Origin of the sequence: Parasphingopyxis lamellibrachiae (assembly GCF_003385775.1) — a bacterium.
In the GTDB taxonomy this organism is placed as follows: Bacteria; Pseudomonadota; Alphaproteobacteria; order Sphingomonadales; family Sphingomonadaceae; genus Parasphingopyxis; species Parasphingopyxis lamellibrachiae.
Genome location: NZ_QRDP01000004.1, coordinates 2,506,733 through 2,527,345 on the forward strand (window position 1 = coordinate 2,506,733; position 20,613 = coordinate 2,527,345).

18 protein-coding genes and 1 tRNA gene are annotated in these 20,613 nt (G+C 55.3%); 5 read left to right on the forward strand and 14 right to left on the reverse strand.

Annotation, left to right across the window (positions count from 1 at the left end; all coding sequences use genetic code 11):
- Positions 1-14: 14 nt before the first annotated feature.
- Positions 15-722 (reverse strand): endonuclease/exonuclease/phosphatase family protein, encoded by a 708-nt coding sequence (locus tag DFR46_RS12585; protein WP_116236752.1) that lies wholly within the window; start codon positions 720-722, stop codon positions 15-17.
- Positions 723-1,057: 335 nt separating this feature from the next.
- Here DFR46_RS12585 and DFR46_RS12590 point away from each other — a divergent pair, with 335 nt between their 5' ends.
- Positions 1,058-5,071: an NACHT domain-containing protein gene (locus DFR46_RS12590; protein WP_116236753.1), complete on the forward strand. Its 4,014-nt coding sequence runs from the start codon at positions 1,058-1,060 to the stop codon at positions 5,069-5,071.
- 17 nt (positions 5,072-5,088) lie between these two features.
- Here DFR46_RS12590 and DFR46_RS12595 read toward each other — a convergent pair whose 3' ends face one another.
- Together DFR46_RS12595 and DFR46_RS12600 are read right to left on the reverse strand one after the other, a co-directional pair.
- Positions 5,089-7,371, reverse strand: a complete 2,283-nt coding sequence (locus DFR46_RS12595; RefSeq protein ID WP_116236754.1) for a hypothetical protein — start codon at positions 7,369-7,371, stop codon at positions 5,089-5,091.
- A gap of 200 nt (positions 7,372-7,571) precedes the next feature.
- On the reverse strand, positions 7,572-7,754 hold the full coding sequence (locus tag DFR46_RS12600; RefSeq protein ID WP_116236755.1) for a hypothetical protein: 183 nt from the start codon (positions 7,752-7,754) through the stop codon (positions 7,572-7,574).
- Positions 7,755-8,218: 464 nt separating this feature from the next.
- Between DFR46_RS12600 and DFR46_RS14710 the strand changes: the two genes are divergently transcribed.
- Together DFR46_RS14710 and DFR46_RS15050 are read left to right on the forward strand one after the other, a co-directional pair.
- Positions 8,219-8,620 (forward strand): hypothetical protein, encoded by a 402-nt coding sequence (locus DFR46_RS14710; protein ID WP_147297684.1) that lies wholly within the window; start codon positions 8,219-8,221, stop codon positions 8,618-8,620.
- A gap of 172 nt (positions 8,621-8,792) precedes the next feature.
- Positions 8,793-9,203 (forward strand): surface-adhesin E family protein, encoded by a 411-nt coding sequence (locus tag DFR46_RS15050; RefSeq protein ID WP_147297685.1) that lies wholly within the window; start codon positions 8,793-8,795, stop codon positions 9,201-9,203.
- Positions 9,204-10,023: 820 nt separating this feature from the next.
- On the opposite strand, the gene DFR46_RS12610 is transcribed toward DFR46_RS15050, so the two are convergent.
- The 5 genes from DFR46_RS12610 to DFR46_RS12625 all read right to left on the reverse strand — a co-directional run bounded on the left by DFR46_RS12610 (position 10,024) and on the right by DFR46_RS12625 (position 12,616).
- Positions 10,024-10,275 carry a PC4/YdbC family ssDNA-binding protein gene (locus DFR46_RS12610; protein ID WP_116236757.1) on the reverse strand — a complete coding sequence of 84 codons (252 nt, stop codon included), beginning with the start codon at positions 10,273-10,275 and terminating at the stop codon, positions 10,024-10,026.
- Positions 10,269-10,442, reverse strand: coding sequence for an excisionase family DNA-binding protein (locus tag DFR46_RS12615; protein WP_116237342.1), 174 nt, complete (start codon positions 10,440-10,442; stop codon positions 10,269-10,271). The genes DFR46_RS12610 and DFR46_RS12615 overlap by 7 nt, the downstream gene beginning before the upstream one ends.
- Before the next feature lie 88 nt (positions 10,443-10,530).
- The gene (locus tag DFR46_RS14720) at positions 10,531-11,202 is read right to left on the reverse strand and encodes a hypothetical protein (protein ID WP_147297686.1); all 672 of its coding nucleotides are present in this window, start codon (positions 11,200-11,202) and stop codon (positions 10,531-10,533) included.
- Entirely contained in the window at positions 11,199-12,410 is a 1,212-nt protein-coding gene (locus DFR46_RS12620) for a tyrosine-type recombinase/integrase (RefSeq protein WP_342769840.1), read from the reverse strand. The genes DFR46_RS14720 and DFR46_RS12620 overlap by 4 nt, the downstream gene beginning before the upstream one ends.
- A 115-nt stretch (positions 12,411-12,525) precedes the next feature.
- Positions 12,526-12,616 (reverse strand) — tRNA-Ser (locus DFR46_RS12625).
- 78 nt (positions 12,617-12,694) lie between these two features.
- Between DFR46_RS12625 and DFR46_RS12630 the strand changes: the two genes are divergently transcribed.
- Both DFR46_RS12630 and DFR46_RS12635 read left to right on the forward strand, forming a co-directional pair.
- Positions 12,695-13,606 (forward strand): peptidylprolyl isomerase, encoded by a 912-nt coding sequence (locus DFR46_RS12630; RefSeq protein ID WP_116236758.1) that lies wholly within the window; start codon positions 12,695-12,697, stop codon positions 13,604-13,606.
- A 293-nt stretch (positions 13,607-13,899) separates the two neighbouring features.
- Positions 13,900-14,868, forward strand: a complete 969-nt coding sequence (locus tag DFR46_RS12635) for a cell wall hydrolase (protein WP_245953848.1) — start codon at positions 13,900-13,902, stop codon at positions 14,866-14,868.
- Positions 14,869-14,946: 78 nt separating this feature from the next.
- Here DFR46_RS12635 and DFR46_RS12640 read toward each other — a convergent pair whose 3' ends face one another.
- From DFR46_RS12640 to pnp, 6 genes are all read right to left on the reverse strand, one after another.
- Positions 14,947-15,462, reverse strand: coding sequence for a retropepsin-like aspartic protease family protein (locus DFR46_RS12640; RefSeq protein WP_116236759.1), 516 nt, complete (start codon positions 15,460-15,462; stop codon positions 14,947-14,949).
- A 58-nt stretch (positions 15,463-15,520) separates the two neighbouring features.
- Positions 15,521-15,757: a hypothetical protein gene (locus DFR46_RS12645; protein ID WP_116236760.1), complete on the reverse strand. Its 237-nt coding sequence runs from the start codon at positions 15,755-15,757 to the stop codon at positions 15,521-15,523.
- 105 nt (positions 15,758-15,862) lie between these two features.
- Positions 15,863-16,573: a peptidase gene (locus DFR46_RS12650; RefSeq protein WP_147297687.1), complete on the reverse strand. Its 711-nt coding sequence runs from the start codon at positions 16,571-16,573 to the stop codon at positions 15,863-15,865.
- 105 nt (positions 16,574-16,678) lie between these two features.
- Complete coding sequence (locus DFR46_RS12655; protein ID WP_116236762.1) at positions 16,679-17,092, reverse strand: hypothetical protein; 414 nt, start codon at positions 17,090-17,092, stop codon at positions 16,679-16,681.
- Positions 17,093-17,326: 234 nt separating this feature from the next.
- Positions 17,327-18,040, reverse strand: coding sequence for a LuxR family transcriptional regulator (locus tag DFR46_RS12660; protein ID WP_116236763.1), 714 nt, complete (start codon positions 18,038-18,040; stop codon positions 17,327-17,329).
- Between the two features lie 168 nt (positions 18,041-18,208).
- On the reverse strand, positions 18,209-20,491 hold the full coding sequence (pnp, locus tag DFR46_RS12665) for a polyribonucleotide nucleotidyltransferase (RefSeq protein ID WP_116236764.1): 2,283 nt from the start codon (positions 20,489-20,491) through the stop codon (positions 18,209-18,211).
- Positions 20,492-20,613: the final 122 nt, after the last annotated feature.

Below are 20,613 nucleotides of genomic sequence, written 5' to 3' on the forward strand. Positions count from 1 at the left end.
ATGCCGGGCCATCGCTATGCAGGCGTGATCCGGGCCCAGACGGGAAGATGGTCGGATGCTTTGCGGGCGATTGCCGAGCGATCCACGCCGCTTTCGATCACCTGTAGCCGGGAGCAATGCATGATCCGGTCGAGCCGTGCGGTTGGCCGTCGCGCATGGAAGCTGCGGCCGCAATCGGCAAAGGCGTAGGCGCGGCTGAAATCCCGCAGACAACCGCTTGCTGCGCTCCATTCGTTGAGGTCTCCCATCAGCACGGTCGGCATGTCGGCGCCATATTCTTCGGCAAGCTTCACAACGGCCTGCGCCTGTTTCCGCCGCCACAGACCGGACAGGTCCAGATGCATGCCGAATACACACAGGGCGATGCCGTTGACCTCGATCTGCGCCATCACCGCGCCGCGCGGTTCCAGACAGGGGATGTGTACGACGTCATGCATATGGATCGTCGCCGATTTCCGGGCCAGAATGGCGTTGCCGTGCCACCCCATGGAATCGATCTGGACGTCGAGCGGGATCGGTTGATAGTCGCTATTCTGCTCAAGCAGGAGCGGCGGTATGGCGGCCGATCGGCGGCCGAAACGCCGGTCGGCTTCCTGCAGGGCCACAATGTCGGCATCCAGCCCGTTCAGCACTTTTACAATACGCTCGGGATTGCGCCGCCGATCGGCACCGACACCCTTGTGCATATTGTAACTGGCAACCTTCACTGTCTTCAAGTTCATAGAGTTCCGGCTATCCCAGCCTTACATGGCCGAATCAGCTATACGGCAGCCTTGGCCCAAGGTCATGAGCCAATGGAGTAAAAATGGGCGATTACGTCCACCCTGGCGGAGATATAAAAAAGGTTGCCGCCTTGATCCCGATGGCAGTCCTATTCGGAGTTCTTCTGAAATGGCGGAGCGGGTGTCCGCCAAAGATGATCTTTAAGACATTGATTTGAAATTATTATTATTTTCTAGATCAGTCTTTACCCACACTTCTCCCCACATTCTTGTTTGCGATTGGGATTTCGTTCGATGCCTGTGTTGGAGATCGAATAGACGCTATGCTGTAGTTTATGAGTGCTGGAAAAAAATTGCAAAAAGGGGATGACCCATCAGGCCCAAAACAGATCGGCGGCAGTGCGGCTGGCGGAGGATTTAGTTTCCAAGCGGCAGTTTGCGCTATTGCCGCTATACATCTGTTGCGTGAAACGCGGCTGGGTTGGCTTCATGACTTAGTCGATGACACGCCGATAGCAATTTCGGTTGAAACTGGTGGACCCGGTGACGATTTACAATTCACATTGCGGAATCATGAGATTGTAGAAGTTCAAGTTAAAAGAGGACTTCGACGAGGTAGGCATCTCTGGGAACCGCTGATCTCTCTGGCGACTGGTATTCGAGACGGAACAATCTCATACGGAATCCTTGCAATCTCACCTGATTCAAGTCGCACAATCAAACACAATCTTGCACGAGATTTGCGCCGCCTTGGTGACGGTCGCGAAGATGGCCTGAGCGAAATTGCCAAAGATCTCGTAACTAGATTGCGTTCGAGCGGCTTGCCGACCGAAAACACTTGCGCCAAACTTCGGATTGTAACCGTAAGCGCCATACCGGAAGACAATCAGTCGATCGCCGCAGCGACAGGATCTCTGGGTGAGTTGCTATCCCGCCCATACGAAGCTGCGAACGCCTGGAACGCGCTTGCAAGCGATTCAATGTCGTTGATCGAGCATCGGGGCCGTAGAACTATTGAAACCGCTGTCCGGTGTATTGAAAGAGCTGGTATCAACGTCAAGAAAAACGTTAGGACGGACAGCTTAGCCGCGTTAGTCTCAGCACTTCGCGACTGGACATATGAAACAAGCGCTAACTTTGGGGTGATCGGGCTAGAAAATCAGCTTCCAATCGACACCGCTTGGCTAGAACAATCTGCGTCGGTGCTTGAGCACCCTTTCTCTTCAGCGCCGTCCTTGAGCGATGCACTGGCATCCTACCACGACGTTCACTCATTGATGCGCGAAGCGTCATCGAGAGCGATTCATGCTGGCACAGTAGGTTGGTTTTTTAAGCAATGCGTCGTGGTTGCTGGCCCAGGCATGGGGAAAAGCATTCTACTACAAAGGCTGGCCCGAAATTTTTCGCGCAATGGCTTTCCCGTTTTACAAGTTAGATTGAGATCACTTGTCGAGCGAATGCATAATACCGGATGCGGGTTCTCCGAAGGCTTGTTTGATCTTGCCTTAGACAAATCAGGAATACCTGCGAGCGAGAGTCGAAGTGCATCGATTGGTGAATGGGTAATCTTGTGTGACGGTCTTGATGAGTGCGGGAAGTATCGGTCAGCCGTGCAAAAGGATCTGGCTGATTTTGCAATCGCACATCCCGAATATCGTGTTATCGTTACATCGCGCCCTATTGGTTATGTTCCCGGGCCTTTAGAAAGTTGGCGGCACTATGCCCTCAACCCCTTGTCGGAAGACGATTGTCGAAAGCACGTATCGGCGATCATATCATCAGTTCTTCCGCATGATCCGGCTCTCAATGACAAAATAGAGTCCATATCGTCGGCGTTGAAAGCCAGCGCGGCGTGGAAAACCATCGCACCTAGTCCGCTCTTATTGGGCTTGGCCATAGCTTCAGCGAACAAGCGAGGGAGCGTCAAGAATTCAATTCCAGAAATCTATCGAGAGATGTTTCTGCTTATTCAGGAAGCCGCATCAGCTAAAGCGAAAGCCGAAGGCTTGAGTAGTGCGATCTTGGATCGCACGATAAACCTACTTGGTTTTCGTATAACAACTCGTCTCACAGATAGCGCTGATGCGGTTCAGTCTTCGGTCTCTCGAAGTCTTGAAAATGCGATAGGGTGTGCGCCCCTAGATGCCAAAGATCGTTGTGAAAGAGCCGTTGAATATTGGCGTGACGTTGGGTTGGTCGAACGTATCCATCACGATGATGTTGCTTACTTCACGTTCGTGCACAAGACCTTTGCGGAGTTCGCGGCGGCACGACAGATAGCCGATCATTCCGATCGGAATACCGTCGCTGAAGATATGCGCGAGGCGGCTCAATGTGAGGCCGATCTAGTCCTTCAATTCGCGGCTTCGTTGGGCATGGCGGAAGATGCTCTAGATGCGGTTTTGAAACAAACGCCTTCACAAGAATCCGTTGAATCAATCGAACGTGTGCTAGCAATCGCTGGGCAATCCAATCCGCCGCTAGGCGATCGATATTTGGAACCGACGATTACCAGAGCTTTTCAATTGCTTGGATCTCTAGATAGGGAAACTCTGGAGTCGCTGGGAGAATCTCTCTCGGAACTCTGTGAGATGTATCCCTCATTATTGATGTCGTCCGCTGGCATCGCGCTCGAAGATGATCACGATGGCGTGGCGCTGGTTGGTTGGGTGTGCGCCCTAAAATCCGATTCCCCACTTTGCAAAACAGATCGCCTAGCTGATGCAATGAAGCGCTTTCGACAAGAGAAAGACGGAAACCGGGACAAGAAGAGCACTAAAGATTCGAATCACGCTGTGCTCAGCTTCACGTTGCCGGACACGACATATTGGTCACTGCTGGTTAGCTTTGGATTGGCGGCTGCTTCCCGACTTGCAGGATCATGTGACCCCAAGTTCGAAGAAGCCCTGATTGCTCTCCTCAGGCAACCCGCGTTCGACCAATTTGGAGTTGCCAGCAAACTAGAACAGATTCTCAAAAAAGCGGATCGAGCAGATCTTTACCGGTCTATGCACGAATATTGGTTCAAAGACAGCCGAGGAAGGGACTACGCGCCAAATATTGATGACTTTGGTGAGGTAAACGAAAAGGCCGAACTTCGTCTGCTAGCGGGCATTTCTGGGACGGAAGTGTCCGATTCTAATTCGGAGCTTGATACGAGTCGTCCTCTCGTCAACTTGAGTGCGTTTATCGAACTGACCGGATGGGGCCGAGTCCAACCCAAGGACTTATGGCAGTGGCAGTCTGAAGAGTGGGTAGCCGCCGAGCAGCATGTTCTTTGGGCGACTTTGCAGCTGATAAATGCTGACCGAAGCTCTATCGCCAATGAAGCAGCAGCGCTGCTCTCCGCATATGAAGAAAGTCGCGGGCACTACTCCAGCGCGATCTTTAATCGCACGGTCCATGTGGATGCTCCTGCAATTGATTGGAGCGGCGCGACGGAGATCGAGCTGGACCTCTCACTGCTTGAGCAGGCCTTATACCAAGGGTCTGTGTATCTGGTCCAACTCGCTGCGAGTCTTATAGACGCTGTCGTAACGACGGAACAACGTCGTTCCATAGTGGACCGGCTATACGAAAGTGCTTCTGGAGCGAGCCTTTGGGCTGGCGCTTCCCTTTGCAGTGATTTGCCAAATGACGAGGCAGTAGAAACTACGCTTATCCGCTTGAACGGCGAAATAAAGGCTGGATGCGAACATCTCTTTGGCATCTTTCAGGTTTGCCCACTTGAACCCAGTGCGCTTCTTTTTGATGTTCTTGAGCACACCATGTTGGCCAATAATCCGCAGCTGGCTGCTGCCGCTGCGCGGGTTGCGGCTGAACTTCCAAAGAACGAAGAAATGATCGGAGCCTTACTGCGTGAGGCTCAGCAACTTTGGCTTGAGATTGAAAGTCAGCCTTCAGATTGGCCCCGTCCGGTTAGCCCGTGTGAGGATATTGCAAAAGCAATGCTCGTCCACGTATCGCTCTCCAATTCAGAGCTATTGAGCTTTTTCACCGATTCCAATTCGAACGTTCGCGCAAATGCCGCAACTCTGGCGGCAAAGCGTTGGCGCGACGAGCCAGCTTTTCGGGATTTCGTGTTCGAAAATCTAGGGGCTGGTGAAGGGACTAGCGCCACTCTCAGCGAGCTTTTCGAACTACCAGTCAAGCTGACAAAGCCACAAGCCATTCAAGCTCTGAAGTTGATGCAAGACGCGGATCTGAAAATCCGAAAACTGGTGATTCCTCTTTTGAAGACCGATGCCATTTCCATGGAACAAGCCAACCCTGCTCTGGACGAGCTGATGAAGGACGAGCTGCCTGAAATACGAAAACTGGCTGACGAAATGAAAATCGCGCGCCAGTAAGAGCGATCCTATGTATCCTAGTTGGCGCTCCGCTTGGGTTTCTGCTGTCGCAGGTTATGCAGATGTTCATGGTAGGGTGGCAGGTCGAGGTAAATCGCCTGGGTTGATTCAGCGAAAGAGCGGAAGTTTTTAGTCTCCTGGAATCCCGAATATGAGCTATGCGGATCACCCAAGTCACTCCATGTCGAGCTAATTGAGAAATCGAAGAACAGCTCCTTTGCTGTTAGAAGAAGCACGGGATGAGATGGTTCGCCTAAGGAATTCGGCCGTCTGCACCAATTTACGAACGGCACAAGCAGTTTCTTTTCGCTGTCAGTGAAGTGATCTCGCATCACAGAGATAACGAAGCATGCAGTCGGAATCTTCCGCGCAATTTTGCGCAATTTATTCAAGTCATCTCGCTTTATAAGCTCGCCGTTCCCAAAAGATTTGGCTTCACCCAGTATGAGATCCGGAGAAGATTGCCCTTCAAATCGTTCGGCAGCTCGCCAGGCGACGAAATCAGCTTCAACCTCAACATCGTCAAAACTCAACGATAGAGCGGTGGCATATGTCATAGTGTCAGATGATGCACCGAAACCTCTCACGACATTGAGCGCTAATAGCGCCCCATAAGACCCCCGCGCATAATCAGGTGTGGCGAATGGTCCAACTACGCGAAAAGTCCAATTCCCGTTTTTTTGCATCAAGTTAGCTTGAGGAAAGGGATACTCTTTCTGGCATCGCTCGCACGAGATCGAGTAATCTACGTCGGTCAGATTATGCCAGTTTCCAGCCTTGCATTGCGGACATGCGGTCTGGACTCCTAGCCGAATGATATTGCGATTTGTGAAATCTTCGACGGAAAGACGCGGCAACGAACGCTCGGCTACTCGACGTGAAATCAAGTCGGTCCAGTTCTTTACTGACTTCGACCGGCGATCAAAGATTTCTTCGATCGTGTCCTCTCCTTCTCCCCTACGACGAAACCCTCCCGCCATTTTGTTGAGCATATCTAATGTCTCAACGTCCTTCAGCAGATGAATACCCCATAGCCCGTCGAGATGTTCAAGAACCTGTTTGGCGATAAGCCCAGGCTCAGACAATTTGGCGGTGATCCCAAGTCGATCAAGAGAACCGATGATCGCTTCTTCCGAGGAAAGAAGTCCAATGTGCTGCGTAAAATCTCCAAACTCTTGACCAAAAACCCAGCCTTCTCGTCCGACCGTTACCGGCTCAGCAGGTCCGCTCAATGAGGGCCAAAATGGATCGAACGCATTAAATGGAAGAGTTGTTGCAACACGTTCGCTTTGCAAAGATCCAAAACTTACGCAGTTCACCCATCTAACGTTATGCCCCCCATATCGTTCGGCAAAATCAGGACTCAGCGAGGAAAATTTGGCCGAGGGATTGCTCGCTGTTTCTATTGTTAAATCCGCCCACTTTTCTTCAGCTGTAATTTTGAGACGCCCGTCGCGATGAACGAGATCGTCAGTTTGCTTTTCCCAAATGGGGTTACGCCAATTCTTGACTGTGACAGCTTCTGCAGAAATTTTTCCGCCTAGAATCTCGATGCACGATTTTGCAGATTCTTCATCTATCGAGCGAGCAAATTCGATTAATCCTTGATGCATCACGCCGTGTGGATTGCCTTGGACTGGCCGATGTTCAATCGCCAGGATTTCGCATATGTCGTCGATCAAATCTGCCCACCATCCGATGGGCACCGGCAAAATTGGTCTAGGCTCCAATCTCATGTTCCAAAGATCAATCAGGTCTCGTGCGCAGGTTGGGTCGAAAACGTATATCACTATATCGTGATGCCATGACCGGCTTGCATCCAATCCGTATGTAGTAAGCCTCAGTGGCGTATTGGCCCCTTTTCGAAAGACCTGACGCCAGGCATTAATGTCGGCTGGCTGGCTCTCCGGCTTGAAGACAGCTTGGTAGGAGCCTGGGATATATCTCGCGCCTTCATCCTGTGGAAACATGCCAAAGACTGCTTCCGTAAGTGCAGATCCGACGTGTCGTCGAACCAATATCGCTTCATTCGGATTCTTGAGTTGAAAGCGTTGCTCTTCTTCATAGACGTGCTGAAGAACATCCGCGATACCAAGCCCAAAAACTGGTTCGATCCAATCGCGGGATCCGTAAGCTGACAAGAACCGCGAAAGTGGAACCGAACGCTTGTCTGACAGGCGATGGTCAGAGAGCGCGCCAAGTCCTGCTTCTTCGAGTAGCCCGGATTGGGATTCTACGTAGCAATCCGGTTCGAAGAACTCGACATAGCCCCGGACTACCTCGCTTGGCTTGCGCTTCACCCTTGCATCTTCTCGCCATTCTTTAGGCGTTTGCCTAAAAACCGGAATTATCGGATTGTAGCTTCCTCCCCATAGACACGCGCAGATCCGCATGAATTTCCTAACTGAAGGCAAGTCCGTCGGACGAGTTAAGAGTGCAATACGTGTCGGACGAAGCCGAACCCTTGCTGATAAGCTTGTCAACATCTCGCCTTCCAAGATTACTTTTTGACGATCTTATATCCCGCGCCATCAAGTGCTGAGCATATCCTATCGACAAGATGGGCTGTCTCTTCAGAGTTCTTATAGTGATTGTCTCGTGTAACGCCCGGCTCGATGATTGGATCTTCAATATTAGCATTTTGGATAGCCGAAGCCATTAAGCGTCTAATTTCCACGTCCATAATTCCGCTCCTCCACTATTGCCGCGAGTATAGCCTTGTCGCGCGTCGCAATCGACAGTTTCATATTACTAGATGAAATCGCGAGCATGTGAGACAAAACAATCTCGCCGTGGATCGAGATTGAATGCAAATAGCAAGTCGCATTTCGTAGCCCTTTTTATGACATGACATCATGTATTGAGCCGGTTCTTCGTTCGGAAGCGAATGCTGTCCGGCGATCGTCAATGGACTGGCAATCCATGCGCCCGATAGACTTCCCGAAAAATCCGTCATAACGTTTTCTGGTCGTTCCGGTCTCGTAAGCCGCGGCGATGCACGAGAACGTGCTGAACACGGGTCCGTCTTTGTCGGGCGGCCCGCGAAATATAATACCCTCACGGGGAATACGTGGGGCGTGCTTACCCGTGTTCGCACGTTACGAACCACCCGGCTCCAGCCGGGCCTTGAACACGGGAGAATGGACCATGCGAAAGATTGGGAGCGCTGGAATGCTGTGCGCAGCCTTGGCCGTAAGCGGCTGCGTGACGACTTTGGCCGAAAATCACTGTGAGCGCGCGGGATTGGCCGATGGCATGAAAGGCTATCAGCCTTGTGTCGAGCAATACATCGCCGCCGATCAGGCGCGGCAGCATCAAGCGAATCAAGATGCTTTGACGCTGATGCTTTTGGGTGTTGCCGCCTCAGGTGCCGCACAACCCAATGCACAAGCGACCCCGATACAACCCTTGCCGCCAGCATCGACTCATCCATTGCCGCCTGCCTACAGGCCGCAACCCTCAACGATCATGTGCCCGGATGGCACATTCGTTTACGGTGTCCGCTGCCGAATGGCACCTGACGGATCATTTGTTGGCGTGATTGAATAATGAGCCGAATCAATTGCGAAAGAGACCAACTCTTCACACTACTAGAAGTCGGCTCGAATGATCCTCGCGCACATCCTGAAACTCGCAGGAAGGCCGAGAGTATGTTGCGAACGCTCCGTGTGGTCACTCGAAAACGGCAACAAGCGAACGACAAGGGTGAAGGTGCACAGCAATGAAGCAAATAGGACTCAGCGTAGCACTACTAGTTCTGGGCAACGTCAGCGCTGCGAATGCCCAGCAGTGGGCCGAAGCACCTGTCTATATCGGCCAGAATTCGACTGGCTCTGTTTGGACAATTCGCGCGGAGGATATGCCTGCCGAAAACGACGATGTTCAAATATGGGTGCATATCGATCATTCGTCGGATCAGTCTACAAGCGCTCAGACAACCCGTGAACTCTATGATGTTTCTTGCAAACAACGAACCACAAGATTGATCAGAAGCGTGCGCTATGGTCCTGATGGCTCTGTTTTGGGCACCTATGACGGTAGCTTATGGCACTCTCAAAACATACCAATTGTGCCTGAGTCGATGGGCGAAGCGCTTTGGAATACTCTTTGCGCTCAAGGGCGAAGTCGATAAGGATTGAATGATCAAAGTTCTCTTGCTGGAAGAGATAGAATTTCGTGCTTTTGTCCCGACGTTTTGGGAGGTTGCAGATCGTTTCCCGACGATTACCCCAGTCGGGCTACACCTTAACAACCCTATCTCTTTGGCGGATGTCGGGTTGATTCCTTTCAAAAGATACGCGACGACGTTTAGCATGTTGATACTGTAGCCCGTTGGTTCCGAAAACGCCGCCTTAGCCGATCGCCCTATACATCGGGTTTTGATCACACCCTTTCGATACTTAATTCCTGTAATGCGCCTTAGCCACCGTTGTTGCTTGGGGCCGAGCGAAGTGTCGATGGGGACGTGTATTGCGATATGAACATGACTACCCTCCCTCAAGCCATTCTCCCGCACCCAAATCCATGCCGTTTGTAGACCGCGCGTGGAGAGCCAGTCTGAGATCAATTTGATCATCTTGCTAGTTGCCCTCCCAGCTTGCTCATCCTTCACCCCAGCCGCTTCCCAGTGGATGGTGAGTAATCGGTTCAGTGGCAGGTTTATCTCCCAAGCGTGGATAGCGGCCCGCGCCAAATTGACCGCTTGCTTATTGGTAAGATGGGCACTCCTACCGTTACCCGTGGGACTTGGAGGGCAGAGCTTGGGCGGGAACCGTGTGCAACCATTAGTATTAGTCTTAAGCGCAATTCCCGTGCCAACCTTAGAAACTGGCTGATTTTCAATATCGCGATGAACTTCGTGGTCGGTGACTTTATGCCGGTAATCAGAGTTTTCGTAAGTTTGAACATCTGGCTCAATCGAACCCTCGTTTGCTCGTCCCTGCTTCACTGGATTAACCTGCGGGCGGAACGGTATCGATTTGGATGTCGAAACCATTGGTTGTTGCCCATGTTGAAACAGCGACACTGAGGTCTAGGAGCCGTTCTAAGGGGAAAGTGCACCCATCTTTCGTTGGACATAGCTCGCCATGATCGTTCTCGAACCAACGGCGAAAATTGGCAAACGTGCGGCCATCATGTTCTGAAACTTCAAGCCGCCATACATTACCGCGATGCCGATGCTCGAAAATCACGCCCGTCAACATGACTGAATCTCTTCGGCGAGCGCCTTTACGCTTTCCACCTTCACGAGCCGACGACGACCAAGATATGCGGTTTCGAGCCTACCTTCGCTAATCAGTTCGTAGCATTTGCTTCGACCGATACCGAGTGCCTTACCGGCCTCGTGAATTGAAATAAAAATGGCGTCCATGGTGAATCTCCTGAGTTTGCAACGCACCGTGATGTGCGTGGAAATCCCAAAAGACTCTCGCTGGACCGAATAAACAATGGAGCAAGGATTAATCCGAAATACATATTTTTGGTCTGCCTGGCTTGGGTAAATCAGCGGCGGTAATTGGATCTTCGCCGCGTTGAAAATCCACGACCGTTTCAGAAAGCCCAGGAAACAAAAGTCCATTATCGACGGCCCGGTGGAGATGCCGATAATATGCGTTTCGGATTGCATCTTCTCTAATTCCGAAAATATCTTCATCGTCTATCTCGGCAATCGCTCGTCCGATCGTGCCAAGAGTCCTTTTTCGCAGAAGCACTCGGTGGGCAATCAATTCGTCGCGCGCTGCAGATTTCGAACGAGAATAACTTTCGCCTTGGTCTTCCAGCTCGTCCGGCTTGCGACGACGCACATTTATGACCCATCTTGAGTTGCTTTTTTGCGCAGCAGCAACAAGCAATCGGCTTGCCGCTCTTCTTCCGACTAATCCTTCAAGAGTTCGCTCAAGCTCTGTGCCAGCCGCGTTGTTCCCATTTTGCCACTCGCTCGCCAGGTCCAAAAGTTCGCTGATCTTTTGAGCGGTTCTCCGTTCGGGATCGTTCGCGATCAACTCCGCAGCTAGGCGTTCAAGTTCGCGATCGATTTCTTCGACATTATCCGGGGTGTTACGCAAAATTTCACTTTCGCGCTCCCTCAGAAATGACAATGTCTTGGATAGGCTGGAGCGTCGGTCCGTCATTTTGAACGCCGCTGAGCGCCATTGGCGACCTCGCCCGTGCACCAACTTCCCCATGCAGCCATCATATGCCTTCGTTGGTCTAAGAAGTCTGTCCTCAGGTAGTGAGCCACTATCTTGTCAGAAATGCGATGCGCCAACGCCGCTTCAGCTACCTCACCAGGTAAAGCTGATCGTTCTGCTGCCCAATCTCTGAAAGAAGAGCGAAATCCATGGACGGTATACGGTAGGCTCAGATCACGAAGAATTTTAAGGAGCGTCATATCGGACAGCGGCTTTCCCAATTTCGTTCCCGGGAAAACAAACTCTGTGCCTGCTATCCGCAACTCCTTTGCTCGCTCGAAAACCTGTAAGGCAGAAGAAGACAATGGAACGATGTGTTCCTCGCCAGCCTTCATTCGTTCGGCTGGTATCGTCCAAAGCGCCGCATCGAAATTCACTTCACTCCATATTGCGCCGCGTATCTCACCTGAACGAACAGCAGTAAGAATTAGTGCTTCTAGAGCCAATCGACCATAGCTTTCACGATCACCTAGCTCCCTGATGAAATCGGGAACATCGGAATAAGGCATAGCTGCAAAATGACCCCGTTTTGTGGGTTGTCGAGGGAGACCTTTCGAGACTGAGCGCATAGGCGCTTCTGTGTCACGCCAGCCGCGAGAATAGGCATAGTCGAGAACCGATCCGATCCGTTGCCGCACCCGCCGTGCCGTTTCAGGCTTTGCAAGCCAAATGCCATCAAGTGTGTCGAGGATAACCGGTCCATCAATAGCATTGAGGGCTAAGTCACCCAATCGCGGGAAAGCATATGATTGCAGAGTAGAAAGCCACTGAGCGCGATGTTTACCGTTCTTCCAGCTTTCTTGATGTGTAGCATGATACTCAATTGCAGCTTCTCGAAAAGTTTTGCTGCGAACGTTTTCTTTTCGCCGTTCTGCGCGCGGGTCTTTGCCGTCCCGCACCATCTTTCTGATACGCAAAGCCTCTTCACGAGCGTCTGCTAACGATACATTCAAACAAGAGCCGAGACCGTAATCGTGCCGTTTTCCGTTGTGTTGGATACGCAATATCCAGCTCTTTGACCCTTTCGGAGTTACATTAAGGATCAACCCTGACCCATCAGCATAGCGCCCAGCCGCACGAAGCGCTTTTACCTTGGTGGCACTCAATTTTCCCACGACGCAATCATTCTTCCCATCAATCTTACCCACATTAAAGTGCGATTGAAGGCGAATGTCAACGGAAGGCAGTGGAGGTCTACATCCCCTCTAACCTTATATTTCTGGGGATTGGGTGGAAGAAGGCGGATGCCGGAAAATAATGGAATGGCGGAGCGGGTGGGATTCGAACCCACGATAGGGGGTTACCCTATACACACTTTCCAGGCGTGCGCCTTCGACCACTCGGCCACCGCTCCGCATATCCTGGCAAGCGGATGCACCTAGAGCGGACAGCGGTCTGGCGCAAGGGGTTGGAGCATGGCAAAAGGGCCGTCATGAAAAAGCTATTCCTCCTTACCGCCGCTCCTTTGCTCCTTGCCGCGCAGGCCGCCGAACCGCTGGCCGAGCCATTGACGCCCGGCGAAGTTATCGCGGCAACCACCGCCGATGACTGGCGGCCGATAGCGCCGGAAAATCTGCTGGTTATGACGCTGGGCACGGGTGAGGAGATTTACATCGAGCTTGCGGCGATTTTTGCGCCCGTCCATGTCACCAATATCCGCAACCTGGCGCGGGCCGGCTGGTATGACGGCATCAGCATAAACCGGGTGCAGGACAATTATGTTGTGCAATGGGGCGATGCGAGTGAGCGCAAGCCGCTGCCGGAAACCGTCGATCGAAGCGCTCCGGCCGAATATGAATTCGCCATGACGGAATCGCATATTGCAGACTTCGAAACCGTGCAGCAGGGCAATTACGAACCCTATTCCGGCTATCTGGAAGGCTGGCCGGCTGCACATGCTCCCCGCGAGGACGGCCAGCGCAGCGGCACGCTGATCCATTGCTATGGCATGGTTGGTGTCGGGCGCGGCGATAACCCTGATACGGGAACGGGGGCGGAGCTCTACACGGTTATCGGCCATGCACCGCGCCACCTCGATCGCAATATCGCACTGGTCGGCCGGATAGTGGAAGGTATCGAAGCCCTGTCCAGCCTGCCGCGCGGGACGGGACCGCTCGGCTTCTATGAAGAGGCCGAACAGCGGGCGCCGATTGCCAGTGTACGCCTCGCCAGCGAGATGCCCAAGGCGGAACAGCCGGCTTTCGAAGTGATGCGCACAGATTCCGAGGCCTTTCGTGCATTCGTTCGCGCGCGCGCCAATCGCACGGGCTGGTTTATACGCCCGGCAGGCGCGGTCGATGTCTGCAATGTCAATCTCCCGATCCGGCGGGCTGAAGCGGATTAAGTATCTTTAGCGCCCCCCGATGGGCGGTTAACCACCTATTATCGGTACTTTCCCCTGAAACTCGCTTAGCCGGAAAGCTGGAATCTTTCAGGTAAAGGGGCGGCGCTTTGGCGGATGCCGGGACAGTTTTGCCCCGCTGGATGCAGGGGCCATGGGCGGATCGGGCTCCGCTGCGCGCTTCAGGTACGCAGCATGGGTCTGTTTCGCGGGCTGCCCAGCCAAAAGCCATAGTCTCCGAGCACCTGATTCTGGACCGGGTTGTACAAGCGCCGCCACGCAGGGCGCGCCCGGCCTTGACGGCGCTTGCCGCCATGTTTCTGGCTTTGACCGGGCTGTTCACACTCAGTGCTGCCGGGCTGGCCGTACCTGAAGCGGGGCTTACCGTGAGGTTGCCGGCGGCAACGCCCTTTACCACTCTGGCGGGCGAGGGGGAGGGCATCGCTTCGGCAATCGTTTTGACGGATGCCGAACAGGAGGCGATCCGCAGCGCGATAGAGGCGGAGCTCGCCCAGCATTCGGGATATGACGGCCCGGTGCCGGCGGGGCTTGCCTTTCCCGCCGCGAGTGGCGCCGACCGGGAACGCGCGCTCCAGTGCATGACACAGGCCATCTATTATGAAGCCGGAACGGAACCCGAGGCCGGCCAGCGCGCCGTTGCGCAGGTGGTGCTCAACCGGGTCCGCCATCCGGGCTATGCAAACAGTATTTGCGGGGTCGTCTATGAAGGCAGCGAGCGGAGCACGGGGTGCCAGTTCACCTTCACCTGCGATGGTGCGCTCGCAAGGCGGCCGGTCGCCGATATCTGGGCGCGGGCCCAACGCTATGCGCGCGAAGCGATCGACGGACGGGCTTTCGGGGAAGTTGGCTACGCCACCCATTATCACACGCTTGACGTATGGCCCTATTGGGGGCGGACGTTGACGATGACCAACATGATCGGTCGCCACCTGTTCCATCGCCTGCGCGGATCGGCCGGCGGACCGGGTGCGTTTACCCTGCGTTATGCGGGGCGCGAGCCGTCGCCGCGGCCCTGGCAGCCGCGCGCGAACGAAGCGGAGGTTGCGGCTGAACCGGCCGTCGAACCGGTCGTGGAAATTGTCGACCGCCTTCCGCCTGCGCCGGCCTTGCGGGAAGGGGCGGTCAATGAGAGCAACCGACGGGAGCCCAACAGCCTACCCGGCAGTCGGCCCATTGAAAATGCGCTTCCGGACTCGCAGATTCGCCCCGAATATCGCGATAGCGGGCGCTGGATCGGCAGTTAGGAGTTTTGTCAGACTCAATCTATCGGTTGGGCGGGCTTGGGCAGCGATTTGCTACCAAGGAATCTCATATAATAAACTCTAGCGCAATCGCAGTTCATCTCCGTTGATTTCCACCGTCCCGACCCGTTCGAGAAAGCTCTGGCCGAGCAGTGAAACCGGGAGGTCGCTCTCCGCAACCATCGCCCGAACATTGCGCGTGTCGACGGGCCCCAGGGCCATCCGGTCTATCGTAACGGGTTTGAGCGCGATCTGGCCGCCAGCGGTCTGCGCGATGGCGGTGAATTCGCCGGGCCGGGCCTGTATACCCGCACGCTGCGCGTCGGCGCGGGACAGGACGACGCTGGTTGCGCCCGTATCGATCAGCATGCGGCTGGTTGCGCCATTGATCCGGACATCGGCATAGAAATGGCCGTCGGCGGCGCGGGCGGTGGTGAAGCTTGCGGATCCGTTGCCGGCGATCTGCATTCCGCTGTCCCGGGTGCCGGAGGCATCGGCCGAGGCCAGAGCTACCGGTACAGGGTCGGGTTCTTGCCCGCCACCCAGAAAGGCGAGGGCGAGCATGGTCATGCCGATGATCGCGAGCAGCTTTTCCATACGCCCTACTTAGCGCAAGGAGGTTAAACAGCCCTTTCCGGCGTCCAGCGTCGAAAAATCAGGCGGCCATAGGCGCGAAAGCGTCCGTTTTACCGCGGTTGCGAAACAGGCCGGTGCCTATGGTGAGGCCTCGTTCCAGAGGAAGCGCCGTTGCACAAAAGGCGCATTCTGCGCTCATCCGTCCGACGATCCAGTGTGCACGGCCGCAGCCGGGGCAATGGTTGGTTTCGTTCGCACGGTAGACGATGCGAAATCCCAACCGGGCCGGATTAAAGGCAGTATGGTCGTGAAACATCGATTATCTCCTCAGTGTTCCTGTCGATGGAACGAGTGCGAATATCGATGAACTGAGATGAATTGTCTGTGACCGAGAGCACCGGTTCCCGTTCATCTTTGGAGATCAATCGGGATGTTCGTCCGGGTTGCGATTGCGCGGGCGGTCTGGCGGAGCGGCGTTGCGCGGCGGCGGTGTAGTTGCGCGAGGCGGTGCGTTGCGGGGTGCTGCGTTGCGCGGCGGCGCGTTCCGGGGTGCTCGATTGGGCTGGGCCTGGGGCACCTGATTGCGATTGCCGCGATTGGTGTTCGGGCGCGGCGTGTCTGGCGTCAAAGCCGGGTAGGGGCCGCTCCTGCCGGTGCCCGGCGTAAAGGGCTGCCTGTTGTCGCCGCGGCTGTCGCGGCGGTTCCGACGCCGGTCGCGGTCACGTCCGTCATGGCGCCGCCTGTAGTCATGGCGGCCGTCATGCCCGCGCCGGGCCCGGCGTTGCCCTTCCCAGTGCCGGCGATGCCGGTCGGACCAGTTGTGGCGGCGGCCCTGTCGATCATAGATATAATAGGAATATCCGGGATAATAGTAACCGTCATACCAACCATAGGGGCCGTAATCATTGTAAAAGAGGCTGCCATATCCATAGCCGTTTCGCGCGACATAACCGGCATCTTCACAATCTGCGTACAGATAGCCGTCCTTGTCAAAGCATTCGGCCGGATAGTCATTTCTGGCATAGCCATCGCCATAATAGCCGGGGCCATAGCCATCATAGATAGTGCAGGCCGAAAGGCCAGCGACTGCCGCTAGCAACAGCGGAATTCGTACAATGCTAACTGGCCCCATGATTATGCTCCTGCACCGGGAATTCAGCCCCGTTTTGAGAGCGGTAATCTAGCGATTACAGATTGAACGCTGTCTGAACCGGCTGGTTCCCGGGCCCGATTCAGTTCAGTTCCGGGCGCGTTCCGCACTGCCGAGGAAAGCGGCCATGCGTTGCCGGCCTTGTTCCGTGAGGTCGACGACCTGGGGGCCGCTATGATCCTTGCTGGTGCCGAGCACGACCAGCCCCGCATCCACGAGACTTTCGACAGCGCTCGCGCATTCTGCCTCTGACAACCGGTTGCCGGCGCTCAGCGAAACCAGTGTAACCTGGAGATGTTCCTGGCGCTGGTTGTAGAGCGAAAGGAATATCTCCCATACCGGATTGCGGAACAGGCTACTGTCGATATAGATATCTCTCAACTTGTTGAGATTGCTCAGATATTGGGAGAGGCCGAGGCCTGAAAACAGTTTCGATTCCGTTTCAGGCTGCGATAAATCGCCGACTTGCGCGGTGGGCGACTTGCATGTCGAGTTGTTCATGAGTTGCTGTCCTGGATACGCTTGAATCCTGCCGGTCATTGCGCTTCTTTGACGCGAAGAAACGATCGACGAGCGGCAAAACCAACATCGCGGTCACTTTGAAAAATGAAAGGCGAAACCAATTGGCGTTGAGTGGGGGGGGCGCCAACTGGTTCCTGCGGACTGCCTCTATAGGGCTGCGTTTGGCTATGCACGTCACGCAGCTACGTGACACGGCTTGACCGATATATGGGATCAGGGTGCGATCAGGCCGCACCCTATTCCACGGATCGCAGCTGTTGTCCGGTCCGAAACGCCCAGTTTATCGTAGATCCGCCGCAAATGCGTATCGACGGTATTCGCGGAAATACCGAGAATGCTCGATATGGCATTGTTGCTTTTTCCGCGCGCAACCCATACGAGAACTTCCTTCTCGCGCGGGGACAAAGTGATCGTTTCGGTCTCCTCCGTGGAGAGAAGCTCGCAATATCGCTGATGCGCCATCTGCGCGATCGCCTGGAATTCGTGGAGCAGCTCATCCGACGTATCCTCGTTATGCGGGCCGAGAGCCAGGCCGACATAGCCGTTGCGGCCATGCGGGCCGAACACCGGGATGGCCAGCCCGTCGCCAATGCCAAGTTGCTCGACCTCCTTCAGAAAGGAGATCTGCGGGGAGGTCAATTTCCGCATCTCTCCGATCTCGGACCAGCGGAACGGCATGGGATGGTGCCGTGCATGGTCGGGAATGGGATCGTCGAGATAGAGTTTGTCCTCGATATAACGCCGTCGAAACGCATCGGGATAGCCGATGGTGGCGATGATGACCTTGCCGAAATCATGGGCGCCGGGCGGCGGGATGTGGATCAGGCACAGATGGTCGATATGATGCTGTTCGAAATAGCCGGTAAATGCATCCCAGAGCTCGGGAATGTCCGACGCATTGCGTATTGCGGCAAAGAATTTTTGCATTGCTAAATGTCCGCAGTCGGCCTGTAGCGCGATCCACGGCCAACGTTCCCAGCCGCGTCATAGCACTTTATCCGGCGAGTCTGAAATCGGCCTGAGACATTCCGGAGCGTCGCAAAGAAAAAGGGGCCCGCAAGCAGGCCCCTTTTCCCTTGTTCAAGCGTGTGGAGGTTAGTCCTTGGTGATGAACTCGGGAAGTTCACCGCCTTCGGAATCCTTGCCACCTTTGTCGTCGTTGCTGTCGCCACGATCACGGCGCGGGCCGCGGCCACGGCCGCCTCCGCCGCCACGGCCACCGCGATCGCCGCCACGACCGCCGCCACCACCACGCGGTTCGCGCGGGGGACGGGTGTCTTCAAGCTCTTCGCCGGTTTCCTGGTCGACAACCCGCATCGACAGGCGGACCTTTCCGCGCTGGTCGATCTCGAGCACCTTGACCTTTACTTCCTGGCCTTCGGAAAGCTCGTCGGCGACTTTCTCGACGCGCTCATTCTTGATTTCAGAGACATGGACGAGACCGTCCTTCTGTCCCATGAAATTCACGAATGCGCCGAAATCGACGATATTGACGACCTTGCCGTCATAGATCTTGCCGACTTCTGCTTCCTCGACAATGCCTTCGATCCACTTGCGAGCGGCTTCGATCTCGTTGACGTCCGAGGAGGACAGCTTGATGACGCCCTCGTCGTCGATATCGACCTTGGCACCAGTTTCGGCGACGATCTCGCGGATCACTTTGCCACCCGTACCGATAACGTCGCGGATCTTTTCCTTGTCGATCTGCATCGTCTCGATCCGCGGCGCGAAATCGGACAATTCCGTGCGCGTCGTGTCGAGGGCCTTGGACATCTCGCCCAGGATATGGGCGCGGCCGCCATTGGCCTGTTCCAGAGCGACTTTCATGATCTCTTCGGTGATGCCGGCGATCTTGATGTCCATCTGAAGCGAGGTGATGCCCTTCTCGGTACCGGCGACCTTGAAGTCCATGTCGCCGAGATGATCTTCGTCGCCGAGAATGTCGGAGAGAACGGCGAAGTCGTCGCCTTCGAGGATCAGGCCCATGGCGATACCGGATACCGGCCGCTTGAGCGGTACACCGGCATCCATCATCGCGAGGCTGCCGCCGCAGACCGTCGCCATCGAGGACGAGCCGTTGGACTCGGTGATGTCGGACAGCACACGGATCGTATACGGGAATTCCTCCGCATCGGGCAGGACCGGGTGGAGCGCGCGCCAGGCGAGCTTGCCATGGCCGGTTTCGCGGCGGCTGGTGAAGCCGAAGCGGCCCACTTCGCCGACCGAATAGGGCGGGAAGTTATAGTGGAGCATGAACGGCGAATAGGAGAGGCCGGTCAGGCCGTCGATCATCTGCTCGGCGTCCTTGGTGCCGAGCGTTGTCGTGACGATGGCCTGGGTCTCGCCGCGCGTGAAAAGGGCCGAGCCATGCGTGCGGGGCAGAAAGTGGACCATGGCTTCGATCGGGCGAACCTGATCGAGCTTGCGTCCGTCGATACGGCTGCCATCCTTGATGATGGCTCCGCGAACGATTTCGGCTTCCAGCTTCTTGACCACCTTGCCGGCCGTCATCTGCGTCTGGCCATCTTCCTCGGCAAAGGCTTCCTTCGCTTTGGCGCGGGCGGCGTTAAGCGCATCCGAGCGTTCCGACTTGTCGGTCAGCTTGTAGGCGGCTGCGATATCGTCGCCGACCAGATCGCGAAGCTGCTTCTTCATGCCGTCCTGGTCTTCGGCCGGGGCCAGTTCCCAGGGCTCCTTGGCGGCCTGTTCGGCAAGCTCGATGATCGCGTCGATCACCGGCTTGGATTCCTCATGCGCGAACATGACGGCGCCGAGCATGACGTCTTCGGGAAGCTCTTTTGCTTCCGATTCCACCATCAGAACGGCGTTCTGCGTACCGGCGACCACGAGATCGAGCTCGCCCTCGGCAACCTCTTCCATGCTCGGGTTGAGCTGATATTCGCCATCCTTGTAACCGACGCGCGCTGCGGCGATTGGACCCATGAACGGCAGGCCGGAGATCGTCAGCGCGGCCGAAGCGGCTACCATCGCGAGGATGTCCGGCTCGTTCTCGCCGTCATAGCTCAGCACCTGGGCGATGACGTTGATCTCGTTGTAAAAGCCTTCCGGGAAAAGCGGGCGGACCGGGCGGTCGATAAGACGGCATGTCAGCGTTTCTTTTTCCGTGGCGCGGCCTTCGCGCTTGAAAAAGCCGCCCGGAATGCGCCCGGCGGCCGAATATTTTTCCTGATAATGCACGGTGAGCGGGAAGAAGTCCTGCCCTTCGCGCACGGATTTGGCGGCGGTAACTGCGCACAGCACAACCGTATCGCCGAGCTGCGCGAGAACCGCGCCGTCGGCCTGGCGAGCCACGCGGCCCGTTTCGAGGGTCAGCTTCTGGCCGCCCCATTCTGTTTCGACTTTCTTTACGTCAAACATCTTTTCTTCTTCACTTTCTTTGCGAGGATCACCCTATGCGATCAACGCTCATTTGCAGGGGCAGTACCGGCCCTGCGCGGTCTGGGAGCTTTCGCGCCCCCTTTTGGCTTGGCCGGACGCCG